The organism is Bacillus sp. NEAU-Y102 (assembly GCF_054788175.1).
The window spans coordinates 953,199-965,462 of sequence record NZ_JBTWFK010000001.1 but is presented as its reverse complement, the minus strand read 5'-3'; the positions used below and the strand labels follow the sequence as shown (position 1 = coordinate 965,462).

14 protein-coding genes are annotated in these 12,264 nt (G+C 34.7%); 9 read left to right on the top strand and 5 right to left on the bottom strand.

The genetic code is table 11. The features are described from left to right. Positions 1-3: 3 nt before the first annotated feature. Positions 4-621, bottom strand: coding sequence for an ImmA/IrrE family metallo-endopeptidase (locus ACYFX0_RS04695; RefSeq protein WP_460269946.1), 618 nt, complete (start codon positions 619-621; stop codon positions 4-6). Between the two features lie 175 nt (positions 622-796). On the opposite strand from ACYFX0_RS04695, the gene ACYFX0_RS04690 reads away from it, so the two are divergent. The 3 genes from ACYFX0_RS04690 to ACYFX0_RS04680 all read left to right on the top strand — a co-directional run bounded on the left by ACYFX0_RS04690 (position 797) and on the right by ACYFX0_RS04680 (position 2,963). Further along, positions 797-1,090 (top strand): DUF3928 family protein, encoded by a 294-nt coding sequence (locus tag ACYFX0_RS04690; RefSeq protein ID WP_000288330.1) that lies wholly within the window; start codon positions 797-799, stop codon positions 1,088-1,090. A gap of 108 nt (positions 1,091-1,198) precedes the next feature. Then, entirely contained in the window at positions 1,199-1,648 is a 450-nt protein-coding gene (locus ACYFX0_RS04685) for an NUDIX hydrolase (RefSeq protein ID WP_002005651.1), read from the top strand. Between the two features lie 139 nt (positions 1,649-1,787). Beyond that, on the top strand, positions 1,788-2,963 hold the full coding sequence (locus tag ACYFX0_RS04680; protein WP_000552075.1) for an acetyl-CoA C-acetyltransferase: 1,176 nt from the start codon (positions 1,788-1,790) through the stop codon (positions 2,961-2,963). 29 nt (positions 2,964-2,992) lie between these two features. Here ACYFX0_RS04680 and ACYFX0_RS04675 read toward each other — a convergent pair whose 3' ends face one another. Beyond that, positions 2,993-3,718: an AAA family ATPase gene (locus ACYFX0_RS04675; RefSeq protein ID WP_000568001.1), complete on the bottom strand. Its 726-nt coding sequence runs from the start codon at positions 3,716-3,718 to the stop codon at positions 2,993-2,995. Positions 3,719-3,932: 214 nt separating this feature from the next. Between ACYFX0_RS04675 and ACYFX0_RS04670 the strand changes: the two genes are divergently transcribed. After that, complete coding sequence (locus ACYFX0_RS04670; protein WP_086397977.1) at positions 3,933-4,661, top strand: DUF4184 family protein; 729 nt, start codon at positions 3,933-3,935, stop codon at positions 4,659-4,661. Between the two features lie 37 nt (positions 4,662-4,698). Continuing rightward, positions 4,699-5,463, top strand: coding sequence for a hypothetical protein (locus ACYFX0_RS04665; protein ID WP_460269943.1), 765 nt, complete (start codon positions 4,699-4,701; stop codon positions 5,461-5,463). Between the two features lie 46 nt (positions 5,464-5,509). Here the strand turns inward: ACYFX0_RS04665 and ACYFX0_RS04660 are convergent, their stop codons facing one another. Continuing rightward, complete coding sequence (locus tag ACYFX0_RS04660) at positions 5,510-5,941, bottom strand: DUF3997 domain-containing protein (protein ID WP_000758794.1); 432 nt, start codon at positions 5,939-5,941, stop codon at positions 5,510-5,512. Between the two features lie 131 nt (positions 5,942-6,072). Between ACYFX0_RS04660 and ACYFX0_RS04655 the strand changes: the two genes are divergently transcribed. The 3 genes from ACYFX0_RS04655 to ACYFX0_RS04645 all read left to right on the top strand — a co-directional run bounded on the left by ACYFX0_RS04655 (position 6,073) and on the right by ACYFX0_RS04645 (position 7,356). Next, complete coding sequence (locus ACYFX0_RS04655; RefSeq protein ID WP_460269942.1) at positions 6,073-6,528, top strand: RDD family protein; 456 nt, start codon at positions 6,073-6,075, stop codon at positions 6,526-6,528. A 155-nt stretch (positions 6,529-6,683) separates the two neighbouring features. Continuing rightward, positions 6,684-6,782 carry a hypothetical protein gene (locus tag ACYFX0_RS04650; protein WP_000145659.1) on the top strand — a complete coding sequence of 33 codons (99 nt, stop codon included), beginning with the start codon at positions 6,684-6,686 and terminating at the stop codon, positions 6,780-6,782. 64 nt (positions 6,783-6,846) lie between these two features. Next, positions 6,847-7,356 carry an SDR family NAD(P)-dependent oxidoreductase gene (locus ACYFX0_RS04645; protein ID WP_000218411.1) on the top strand — a complete coding sequence of 170 codons (510 nt, stop codon included), beginning with the start codon at positions 6,847-6,849 and terminating at the stop codon, positions 7,354-7,356. A gap of 64 nt (positions 7,357-7,420) precedes the next feature. Here the strand turns inward: ACYFX0_RS04645 and ACYFX0_RS04640 are convergent, their stop codons facing one another. Further along, positions 7,421-8,521, bottom strand: coding sequence for an ABC transporter ATP-binding protein (locus ACYFX0_RS04640; protein WP_000818934.1), 1,101 nt, complete (start codon positions 8,519-8,521; stop codon positions 7,421-7,423). 262 nt (positions 8,522-8,783) lie between these two features. On the opposite strand from ACYFX0_RS04640, the gene malL reads away from it, so the two are divergent. After that, complete coding sequence (gene malL, locus ACYFX0_RS04635; RefSeq protein WP_000415168.1) at positions 8,784-10,460, top strand: oligo-1,6-glucosidase; 1,677 nt, start codon at positions 8,784-8,786, stop codon at positions 10,458-10,460. A 40-nt stretch (positions 10,461-10,500) separates the two neighbouring features. Here malL and ACYFX0_RS04630 read toward each other — a convergent pair whose 3' ends face one another. Continuing rightward, positions 10,501-12,261 carry an alpha-glycosidase gene (locus ACYFX0_RS04630; RefSeq protein ID WP_000471787.1) on the bottom strand — a complete coding sequence of 587 codons (1,761 nt, stop codon included), beginning with the start codon at positions 12,259-12,261 and terminating at the stop codon, positions 10,501-10,503. Positions 12,262-12,264 lie beyond the last annotated feature (3 nt).

Sequence of the window (12,264 nt, the reverse complement as noted above, 5' to 3'; positions counted from 1 at the left end):
GGGTTACTGTTTTTTTCTTTGTAGTAAAGAGCTTTGTAAAGAGAGCGCTTTTTGTTCTGTTGTTAATAAGGAATCAATATGAACGTTTTCTGGACGAGGGACTATCGGATACATAAGATTTGTTGGAGAAGGGTGGTGCTCCGAGCCGGTTGGAGAATGAGGATCTGCATGAGTAAGTTTTCCATGAATACGTCTTGTAAATAAAATATGACCGATTTCGTGAGCGAGCGTATATATATTTTTCATAGGGGCAGCCGAATTTGTTAAAACGATATAGCCAGTAAGTTGCTGTTGTTTTGCTAAAGAATAAGCGCAGGCAATTACTGCAGTTTCTTTGAAATAATCACTGCCAATATAACAAATATAAAGGTCGCATTCAGGAGCTTCATTTACACATGTTTGGAAAAAGGATGCCAACTTTTCTTGACTTTGAATGGAATTTTTATAACTGATTTCACGGTCAAAAAAACGGAAAAGTTCATTTAATACAATTACTTCTTGAATTTGAAATGTAATGGGGTGCCAAATTGATTCTGCAACAGCTAAGTCTTTTGCGATACGGTCATCAGAAATATCGGCGCCGGGAGTAATGCAAATACATATATTGACGTATGGATTCATAAGGAACACCTCAAATGAAAAAAAGTTCTTCCTATAATATATGTGGGAAAAAGATGTCATGTATGGATAAACGCCTTCTTTATTGAATATATAGATGACAAGTCGAAAAAATTTCATAGTTCTATAACATGGTATGGTCGTCTTTTTGATATAGTAAAGGAAAGGGGGAGAATATATGTATACATTAAAAATCGTTTCAGACAGAGAAGCACTTTATCAATTTGCGAGTTATGTAAGAGTTGTACAAGGGGTTGAAGATGTATATGTAGAGGTGGGAGAACCTTTATATGAACATCCTTTAATGAAGTTTTATGTACATATTAAGCTGAAAGAAACATATGAGCAGCATAAAGCGTTACAGGAAATAGCAAGATTAGTAGAATTGGGTCGTTTTACATATGTCCATTATCGTAATGATGAAATTGAGGAAGCTTTTGAAGCTGTAAAATATGAAAGTTTTAAGAAATAAAGATGAAAAAACGGAGGCGAAAGCTTCCTTTTTTTCTTTAAAATTACATGAACAAAAAGAGAGAAATTTTGTTATGATAAGGGAGGTTAGGGAAAGGGGAATTTACATATGGGGTATATTGAAGAGTTACGAAAAGTCGTTGGTACAAGACCGCTTATTCTCGTAGGATCAGCAATCATTATATTAAATGATAAACAAGAAGTATTGCTTCAATATCGTTCAGATACATATGATTGGGGTGTACCTGGCGGGGCGATGGAACTGGGTGAAACGACAGAAGAAACGGCACGTAGAGAGTTATTTGAGGAAACGGGGTTAACTGCAAAAATAATGCAATTTCTTGGTGTTCTATCAGGAAAAGAAGTATATTTCCGTTATCCGAATGGCGATGAAATTTTCAATGTCATTCATCTGTATCAGGCACATCATGTGAGCGGGGAATTAAAGCTCGATCATGAAGGGTTGAAACTTCAATATTTTCCAGTAGATAAGTTGCCAAAATTGAATGAAACGACAGAGAAAATTTTGCAAAAGTTTTTATATGCACTGACAGAATAGAAGGTTAATTCCTTCTATTTTTATTATATGAAATATTTTGATTTTTTAGTATGTTTATAGTATGATAGTTATAGATATACATCTTATGGAATTTCACCTAAAAACTTACTAGGGTACATAAGAGAGGGGCAAGTACAAAATGCATAATGTTGTTATTACAGCTGCAGTTCGTTCGCCAATTGGAACTTTTGGAGGAGCGCTAAAAAATGTAACGCCAGTAGAATTAGCTGTTCCTGTACTTCAGGAAGCTGTAAAACGAGGCGGGGTAGAACCACATGAAGTTGATGAAGTAATTTTAGGTCATTGTATTCAAAGAACTGATGAAGCAAATACGGCGAGAACAGCTGCATTAGCGGCAGGATTTCCTGACACAGTTACGGGATATACAATCCAACGTCAATGTTCTTCAGGTATGCAAGCAATTATGTCAGCTGCAATGCAAATCCAATTAGGTGTAAGTGATGTTGTTGTTGCAGGTGGAGTAGAAGCGATGAGTTCGAGCCCTTATGCATTGAAACAGCACCGCTGGGGACAACGTCTACAGCACGGAGAAATTCGTGATACGGTGTGGGAAGTGTTAGAAGATCCGATTCACCATATTATGATGGGTGAAACAGCGGAAAATTTAGTTGAACAATATGAAATTACAAGAGAGGAACAAGATGAAGTTGCTCTTCGCAGTCATACATTGGCACTGAAGGCAATCGAGTCTGGACACTTTGACGATCAAATTGTTCCTATTACAATAAAAGAACGTAGAAAAGAAGTAGTATTTTCGAAGGATGAGCATCCACGTGCAGATATTACAGCGGAAAAATTAGCAGGGTTAAAACCAGCATTCCGTAAAGATGGGTCTGTAACTGCAGGTAATGCATCTGGCCTGAATGACGGAAGTGCAGTTCTAGTATTAATGAGCGAAGAAAAAGCAAAAGAAAAAGGCTTACAACCGTTAGCTAGAATTGTTGGATATTCAGTAGCTGGAGTAGACCCGAAAATTATGGGTATTGGACCAGCACCAGCAATCCGAAAAGGATTAGAGAAAGTAGATTGGTCATTAGAAGATGCAGATTTACTGGAAATTAATGAAGCTTTCGCGGCTCAATATTTAGCTGTAGAGAAAGAGTTAGGCTTAGACCGTGAAAAAGTGAACGTAAACGGTAGTGGCGTAGGACTTGGGCATCCAATTGGTTGTACAGGGGCTCGTATTACAGTAAGTTTAATTCACGAATTAAAAAGACGTGGTTTAGAAAAAGGAATTGCCTCTTTATGCGTTGGTGGCGGTATCGGGGTTGCCTTATTTATAGAAGCACTATAAAAAAGAAGCAGCTATTGCTGCTTCTTTTTTTATGACTCAAATAGATGATGGAATAATCGATCGCGATTTTCAAAGAAAAGTTTCGTCGTTTGATAATGCTCGGTTTCTTCTAATGTGGATTCGTGAATCCCCTCTTGTGTTAAAGAGTATATAGTAGATTCAGGGTAAGCCATTAAAATAGGAGAATGCGTCGCAATAACAAATTGTGAACCTTGTTCAGCTAGTTCGTGCATTCGAATGAGCATGGAAAGTTGTCTCATCGGTGATAGAGCTGCCTCAGGCTCATCTAAAATGTATAAACCTTGTCCTGAAAAACGATTCATAAATAAGGAAAAGAATGATTCACCGTGTGATTGTTCGTGTAGTGAAACGCCGCCGTAAGATTTTATAGCATCTATTTCATCAATATAAGAAGCAACGTTATAAAATGATTCAGCGCGAAGAAAGAAACCGTCGTTTGGTGTATTGAAACTTTTTGAAATTCGAAGGTATTCATGTAAAGATGAATGTGAATCGTTTGTGCTAAAGCGGAAATTCTTCGTTCCACCTTCTGCATTAAAACCTAACGCAATTGCAATTCCTTCAAGTAATGTTGATTTACCCGTTCCGTTTTCTCCAATAATGAATGTTACATTTGGATGGAAAGCTAGTGATTGTAATGTTCGAATAGCGGGTAAGCAGTAAGGATATGCGGAAAAACTAGGGATATTTTCTTTTTTTAATGTGACATTTTGTAAAAAGGGTACGTCAATCAATATATAAACCTCAATTCATAACGGATTTTGAATCTAAAAAGGCAGCAAATACAAGTGTTAATAACACCTGAATCCCTTCTTGTTTTCTGAATATTTATGTGGATTATATCATTTAAACTATCATATTCCAATGTGAAAATAAATATTGCATGAAGTTCCATTCTCTCGTTATGATAGATGGTATTCTATTGAAAATGTGAGAAGGAGTTAAAGTATGCCGTTTACATTTGCACATCCAGCAGCAGTTCTCCCTTTTACGAAAAAGCATTCTAAACATATTTCAGTAACGGCTCTTATATTAGGTAGTATGTCGCCTGACTTTGAATATTTCTTACACTTTAGACCGTATGGTGTAATTGGGCATACGTGGCTGGGGTTCTTATATTTAAATTTACCACTTGTCTTCTTATTAGCATACATATATCATTACATTTTAAAAAAGTCTTTTATAACACATTTACCTAAACCATTTGCTGGCTACTATACATATGCAGTAGACAAGGGGTGGGGTCTTCATACATGGAAGGATCTTTTTGTATTTTGTTATTCAGCATTATTCGGTATGTTAACGCATGTTGTTTGGGATGCATTCACTCATAAGACAGGCTATTTTGTTATGAAAATACCATTATTGCAAAGAGAATGGTACGGTATCTCTGTTTATAAATATATGCAACATGGAAGTACATGTATTGGTTTTCTATTATTAGCATACGTTTTATGGAAGCATAGAAATGAAATGGGTAAAGACTTTATTTTAGCTTCGGAAAAAAGAAAGTATTGGATTTCAGTAATTGTTGTGGCAACTATTATATTTATCGTGCATGTGTTCCTAGATCCCTATTTTCATATTTTCCAAATTGGAGGTATAATAGTATCTGGACTGACAAGTTCATTTTGTGGACTTTTCATTGTTTCTATAGTTTACAAAGCAAGGGACTAATTTTATATTCATGAATGATAGCGTTAGGAGAAATGAAATGATGAAAGCATGGAAAAGTATTTTTGTTTTATGTAGTTTTCTTCTTATGTTAAGTGGTTGCTTCCATCAAGAAGAAAAGAAAGCTGAACCGAAGAAGAAAGAATCTATTCCTGAAACAAAAGAATATGGTGGGCGTGAGCTGAAAAAAGTAGGACAAAAAGTGAAAGAAACAGGCTGGGGTACTTTCAAGTTAGAGCAGATGCATTCTGTGAATCAAACATTTGAAGTAGCGCCAATGAAAATTCACGTACAAGATGTGAAAGTAATCTCTTTATCACAGATGAGTGAAAAGACAAAAAATACATTGAAAGTATACACGGCACTAACTCCTGAAGAAGTAAAACGTAGATTAGGGGATAAAGTAAGCCAAGAAGATGCAGAATTATATGCATCGCTAAGTGGAACAGAGATTAGTAATACAATTCGTTACGTTGAGATTACATATAAAGTGGAGAATAGCGGAAATAAAAATATGCAATTTTTCTCTATGAATGATGTTATAATTAATGGTAAGCAACATTTTAAAGTAGCGACTCAAAACTTTTTATATGACGAAGATACGTTAGTTGGTACAAAAAATGTATCAAGAGAAGACTATAAGCCTGGTGAAACAAGAGATGGGATTATTGGTTTAATACTTGACGATGGAAAAGACAAGGTAAAGGATATTCAGTTTATAACTGATGATTTACTTGCAGGAGATTCAGAAACACAAGATGTTGTAAAAGAGCCACAAACGTTTAATATCTCACTTTCGGAGTAATGTGTTTTTAAAATAATGTAAGACAAAACAGTCAGCACTCAAAAGATTATGCTGACTGTTTTTTTATTTCTTTTATGTATGAATCTACATTTTGAAAAGGCACCTTAATTTTAAACGCATCTTTTTGTTTATTAAATTGCTTTTCATTATAGGGACCGAAACGTTTATTGTGCTTTACGTCAATAATCCAATAATGTTCACTTTTTTTATTTGCAATTGCTGCGTCAGGGTTATTTGGATCTGATTTTTCCTCAGTTTGTTTTGCAATAATGTATTTATCATCCCAAGCAATGTCTGTAATTTTTGCAGGGATGTATTGTGTGGCATATACAGCATCTTGCGAGGGGAAAAGTTCAAATGCATTTCCAGAAGTACGTATGAGCTCGTATTCATCGTTAACCGTATAAGTTAAGTGACTTGTGTTTCCTGTACAACCAGTTAATAGGAAGGCGACGAATAGGATTATCCATTTTTTCAATATGGGAACCTCCTTTATAATGCTATTGTAACAAATTGTACAAGAAAAGTAAGAGAAACGCTAGTTTACAATGTTTTTTAGAAGTGGTACGATGAGACGGGTAAAGAAGGATATGAAGGAGTCGACATAAAATGAAGTTAAAGATGCATCGTCCAGCGCTTGTAATGAATCGCATAGGTGCTTCCCTAATTGACATGTTTTTAATCTCGGTTATGTATGGTGCAGTAGTAGCTATTATGACCGGAAACTATAGTGCTATGTTTAAGCGCTTTAATATAAGTTTAGGTGATTTTAGATATGATTTCGCAGTAGTTTTCATATTAATGGCGATATATTTTATTGTGTTACCCTTTATTTGGAACGGTGTTACAATTGGCAAAAAGGTAACGAGAATAAAATTAATTTCATTGAAGAGTGAAAAGCTAACGTTGCAAACATTAATTATAAGATTTTTTGTATTGTTATTGCCGAACGTATTGCTATTAGGAATTCCATTAATATGTAACGTATATATGATGTTGTTCCGCAAAGACAATTGCGGTTTTCAGGACTTAATTACAAAGACGAAAGTAATAAGTCTTGTATAATGAAAAAAGACCTTTTTATCCATAAAATAAGAAGGTCTTTTTTTGTTATACTACAATTTATGTAATAATATCATTTTGGGTTTTAATAGATTGAAAATTAAGAAAATGTTATAATGATTAAAATAATATCTTTATATAATAAGGGGGAAATTGAAATGACTGGAGGTAGTGTAATCTTTTGGGGGATTTTAATTTTCATCGGTTTAGTTTTCGATCAGCGTAATAGTAGGAAAAAAGAAGGAGTAAAAAAGTAATCGCTTACAAACGAATGAGCAATTTTTCTTGCTTGCAGATTAATCTTATAAAGGAGTATACTGAATGACGGTAAGACTTATAGAAGGGGTAATGAAAATGAAGCTTGCAGGAAAAGTTGCTATCGTAACTGGCGGTGGCATCGGTATTGGACGTAATACAGCTCTTTTGTTGGCTAAACAAGGCGCAAAAGTTATTGTGACGGACATTGATCAAGAGAGTGGACAAGCAACAGTGGAGGAAATTATGAATCTAGGCGGAGAGGCACTTTTTGTATCCTATGATATGGGAAAGCAAGGAGATTGGCAACGCGTTATTAGCATTACTTTGAATGCATTCAGTCGCATTGATATGCTTTTTCAAAATGGTGGTTTATATAAAATAGATTCTATTTTTTCTCGCCAACAAGAGAACGATTCCAATGTACTTTGTATTAATGACGTTTGGATAGAGATAAAACAATTAACGTCATCTTTTATGAAACAGCAAGAAGAAGTGGTGCTTAGTGATTTACCGATTTTCGGTATTATTAGCACGAAAGGACAATCATTTCATACAGTAGAAGCCCTAGTATAATAATGAAAACCGCCCTCAATATATGTGGACGGTTTTTTTGTATGTTATATAGAAGGAAATTTCTTTAGCGAATACGTTGTTCTGTTTGGCTGTCAAAGAAATGCGCTTTATTTAAATCAAATGCCAATTTAATTTGATCTCCAGGTGAGAATATATGTCGTGCATCAACACGTGCTGCAAAATCTTGATTTCCAAGTTTCATATATAAAATAGATTCAGCACCTAACAATTCAGCAACTTCAATTTTTGTTGTGAAAGTAGTAGATTGTGAAGCTTCTAAAAATAGTAGTTCATCATGAATGTCCTCCGGGCGAATACCTAAAACAATTTCCTTATTTACATAGCCTTGTTCACGTAGCATCTTCATTTTTCCTTCAGATACTTTGATTTTTATGGTATTGTCTATAACGAAATCGGTTTCAGTCAATTTACCACGAAAGAAGTTCATCGCTGGTGACCCGATAAATCCACCCACGAAAATGTTTTCTGGTGTTTCATATACTTCTTTTGGAGTTCCAATTTGTTGAATCTTTCCATCCTTCATAACGACAAGACGCGAAGCCATAGTCATTGCTTCTGTTTGGTCATGTGTTACATAAATTGTTGTTGTTCCAAGGCGATGATGTAGCTTAGAAATTTCTGAGCGCATTGCAACACGGAGTTTAGCATCTAAGTTTGATAATGGTTCATCCATTAAGAAAACTTTTGCATCTCGAACGATTGCTCTACCTAACGCAACACGTTGGCGTTGTCCACCTGATAATGCTTTCGGTTTTCTATCTAAATATTGTTCAAGCCCTAAAATTTTTGCTGCATCTTTCACACGACGATCGATTTCATCTTTTGGTATTTTTCGAAGTTTTAATCCAAATGCCATATTATCATATACACTCATATGTGGATAAAGAGCGTAGTTTTGGAAGACCATTGCGATATCTCGATCTTTTGGAGGAACATCATTCATTAGTTTACCATCAATTGAAAACTCGCCTTTTGAAATATCTTCGAGTCCAGCTACCATTCGTAATGTTGTAGATTTTCCGCATCCAGAAGGACCGACAAATACGATAAATTCTTTATCTTGAATGTGTAAATTAAAATCGGTTACAGCTGTTACGTTATTATCATATATCTTATAAATATTTTCTAATTTAAGTTCTGCCATGGTATTTCCCCCTAGAAATAATTATGCAAACGCTTTCTTTGAGTTCATTATAAACGAATAGATTCAAAAAATAAATAAAAAAATAAAACGTTTTCATTTATTGAAGAGTTATTAGTAATTTTCGTATGTTTTCTTAGAAAAAGAACAATAAAAATTGTAAGCGCTATTTTAAATTGAGATAGAATCTGTTATCATTCATTAATGAAAACGTTTGCGCCTTAAAAAAGAGAAAAATGAATTATGAATGAAATGGGGTAGCATAATGGAAAAACAATGGTGGAAAGAAAGCGTAGTATATCAAATTTATCCTCGTAGCTTTATGGATAGTAACGGTGATGGTATAGGAGATCTTCAAGGGATTATTTCAAAGCTAGATTATTTAAAAGAGTTAGGGATTGATGTGATTTGGTTATCACCAGTCTATGAATCTCCAAATGATGATAATGGTTATGATATAAGCGATTATTGTAAGATTATGAACGAGTTCGGAACAATGGAAGATTGGGATGAGCTATTACATGAAATGCATGAACGTAATATGAAATTGATGATGGATTTAGTTGTTAATCATACATCTGATGAACATAAGTGGTTTATTGAATCACGTAAATCAAAAGATAATAAATATAGAGATTACTATATATGGCGTCCTGGAAAAGAAGGGAAAGAACCGAACAACTGGGGAGCTGCTTTTAGTGGGTCTGCATGGAAGTACGATGAAATGACGGATGAATATTATTTACATCTGTTTTCTAAAAAACAGCCGGATTTAAACTGGGATAATGAAAAGGTAAGACAAGATGTTTATGAGATGATGAAGTTTTGGTTAGAAAAAGGAATTGATGGATTCCGCATGGATGTGATCAATTTTATTTCTAAAGAAGAAGGATTACCAACTGTTGAAACAGATGAAGATGGCTATGTTTCAGGTCATAAACATTTTATGAACGGTCCAAACATTCATAAATATTTGCATGAAATGAATGAGGAAGTATTATCGCATTATGATATTATGACGGTTGGTGAGATGCCAGGTGTAACGACAGAAGAAGCCAAATTGTATACTGGAGAAGAACGAAAAGAGTTGCAAATGGTATTCCAATTTGAACATATGGATTTAGATTCAGGAGAAGGTGGAAAGTGGGATGTAAAACCATGCTCACTTCTTACTTTAAAAGAGAATTTGACAAAGTGGCAAAAAGCATTAGAGCATACCGGATGGAATAGCCTTTATTGGAATAACCATGATCAGCCTCGCGTTGTATCTCGTTTTGGTAACGATGGAATGTATCGCATTGAATCAGCAAAAATGTTAGCGACAGTTCTTCATATGATGAAGGGAACGCCATATATTTATCAAGGTGAAGAAATCGGAATGACGAACGTTCGATTCCAATCAATTGATGAATATCGAGATATTGAAACGTTAAATATGTATAAAGAAAAAGTGATAGACCATGGTGAAGATATAGAAAAAGTAATGGAGTCTATTTATATAAAGGGTCGTGATAATGCTAGAACTCCGATGCAGTGGGATGATCAGAATCACGCTGGATTTACAACAGGTGAACCTTGGATTACTGTAAATCCTAACTATAAAGAGATTAATGTGAAACAAGCAATCCAAGATGAAGGTTCAATTTTTTATTACTATAAGAAATTAATTGAGCTACGCAAAAATAATGAAATAGTTGTATATGGATCATATGATTTAATATTAGAGAATAATCCTTCTGTTTTTGCTTATGTAAGAACATATGGAGACGAAAAACTACTTGTTATTGCAAACTTTACTGCGGATGAAAGTGTATTTGAAATGCCTGAGGATATTAGTTATAGTGAATCAGAATTATTTATACACAATTACGATGTAGAAATCGGATCGATAGATAACATTACATTACGTCCGTATGAAGCGATAGTATTCAAATTGAAATAAGAAAAATCCTTATGCCACCTTGGCATAAGGATTTTTTGGATTACCATTTTAATATGGAGAATCCATATGGAGGAAGTGTAACTTGTAATACACTTGCTTCCGCTGAAAATTCTTCATTTGTATAAATGTTAATTATTTTCTTACCAGTAACATGAAGAGGGAGTGAAACTGTAACTTCACTATTAGTAGGGTTTAAAACGAAAAAGATAGTTTCATCCTCATATGTTTTCGTATAAGAAATATAATTATGTTCATCATTTGCTTCGATGAATTGAAAAGTACCATGTCCTCCAAAAGCTTCATGTTGTTTTCGTAATGAAATCAATGTTTGTATATGTGTAAATAATGCATGATCTTGTTCTTTAGTATCCCAAATCATACATTTACGGCAATCGGGGTCCATACCACCATCCATGCCGATTTCATCTCCGTAATAAATGCATGGAGAGCCGATGAAAGAAAGATGGAATACATAGAGCAATTTCAACTTATTTTTATCTCCGTTGCATGTTGTTAAAATTCTTGGAGTATCATGGCTATCTAATAAATGAAAGGCTGCTTCATTTACATTCATAGAGTAGGAATGTAGAGATTCTGTAATTTGCTTCATGAACTCACTTGCTTTAATGGAATCGTTAGCAAAGTAAGAAAGTAGAGCGTTTGTAACAGGGTAGCTCATGACAGCATCAAATTGATCGCCTTGTAGCCATGGAAGGGCATCGTGCCAAATTTCTCCCAAAATATATACTTCAGGATTTAATGTCTTTATTTCAGTTCGGAATTCTCTCCAAAAATTGTGATCGACTTCATTTGCGACATCAAGGCGCCAGCCATCTATATTAAATTCTCGTACCCAATAACGTCCTACTTCAAGTAAGTATTCTTTTACATCTGGATGAGCTGTATTTAATTTAGGCATATACGGTGTAAAGGCGAAAGTATCATAATTTGGAAGTGGCTCGGTTATAATTGGGAATTCATGAATGTGGAACCACTCTTTATATGCGGACTTCTCACCGTTCTCTAGTACGTCTTGAAATTTCTCGAAAAAGTATCCACTATGATTAAACACAGCATCGAGCATTACTTTTATACCGTGCTTATGACATTCTTCAACGAGCTCTTTGAAAGTTTCTTTCGTCCCAAATTGTGGATCAATTTCCATATAGTCAATTGTGTCATATTTATGGTTTGAATGAGCTTTGAAAATAGGTGTGAAATATATTCCGGAAATGCCAAGCTTAACAAGGTAATCAAGGTTTTGAATAACACCAGCAAAATCTCCACCGAAAAAATTAGTTGGAGTTGGATTCGTACTTCCCCAGGGAAGAGTGTTTTCTGGATTCAGCGTACTATCGCCATTAGCGAATCGTTCAGGGAAAATCTGATACCAAATGGTGTCTTTAATCCAAGATGGTGCTTTGAATACATCATCTGCATGAATAAATGGAAAACAGAAAAAGTTACCAACATCATCATTTGGAATGTTAGAAAAGAATCCTCGCTCTGTATAAATAAGAGTGTCTGTTTCAGATTTTAATTCAAACCCATAACGTAAGCGCTTAAATTTGGGTTCGATTGAAATGGACCAATAATCAAATAATGCAGTAGAACCCGTTTTTTTCATGGGTGTACTTGATGATATCCATTTCCCGTCTTTCCATTCGTAAGGATCACCGTAAATAAGATCGGCGCTTTGAATATCATCTCTCTTAGTACGTACTCGGATGTGAATTGTTTGTTCATCATAAGCGTATGCATAATTATCTTTCGGCCTATGATAAATGGCTTCTTTAAACATATA

Bases quoted from the DNA above. Each gene is read 5' to 3' on its own strand.
- ACYFX0_RS04670 (WP_086397977.1), top strand. From the start codon at position 3,933: ATGCCGTTTACATTTGCACATCCAGCAGCAGTTCTCCCTTTTACGAAA.
- ACYFX0_RS04645 (WP_000218411.1), top strand. From the start codon at position 6,847: ATGACGGTAAGACTTATAGAAGGGGTAATGAAAATGAAGCTTGCAGGA.
- ACYFX0_RS04655 (WP_460269942.1), top strand. From the start codon at position 6,073: ATGAAGTTAAAGATGCATCGTCCAGCGCTTGTAATGAATCGCATAGGT.
- ACYFX0_RS04665 (WP_460269943.1), top strand. From the start codon at position 4,699: ATGATGAAAGCATGGAAAAGTATTTTTGTTTTATGTAGTTTTCTTCTT.
- malL (WP_000415168.1), top strand. From the start codon at position 8,784: ATGGAAAAACAATGGTGGAAAGAAAGCGTAGTATATCAAATTTATCCT.
- ACYFX0_RS04640 (WP_000818934.1), bottom strand. From the start codon at position 8,521: ATGGCAGAACTTAAATTAGAAAATATTTATAAGATATATGATAATAAC.
- ACYFX0_RS04695 (WP_460269946.1), bottom strand. From the start codon at position 621: ATGAATCCATACGTCAATATATGTATTTGCATTACTCCCGGCGCCGAT.
- ACYFX0_RS04690 (WP_000288330.1), top strand. From the start codon at position 797: ATGTATACATTAAAAATCGTTTCAGACAGAGAAGCACTTTATCAATTT.
- ACYFX0_RS04630 (WP_000471787.1), bottom strand. From the start codon at position 12,261: ATGTTTAAAGAAGCCATTTATCATAGGCCGAAAGATAATTATGCATAC.
- ACYFX0_RS04680 (WP_000552075.1), top strand. From the start codon at position 1,788: ATGCATAATGTTGTTATTACAGCTGCAGTTCGTTCGCCAATTGGAACT.
- ACYFX0_RS04650 (WP_000145659.1), top strand. From the start codon at position 6,684: ATGACTGGAGGTAGTGTAATCTTTTGGGGGATTTTAATTTTCATCGGT.
- ACYFX0_RS04685 (WP_002005651.1), top strand. From the start codon at position 1,199: ATGGGGTATATTGAAGAGTTACGAAAAGTCGTTGGTACAAGACCGCTT.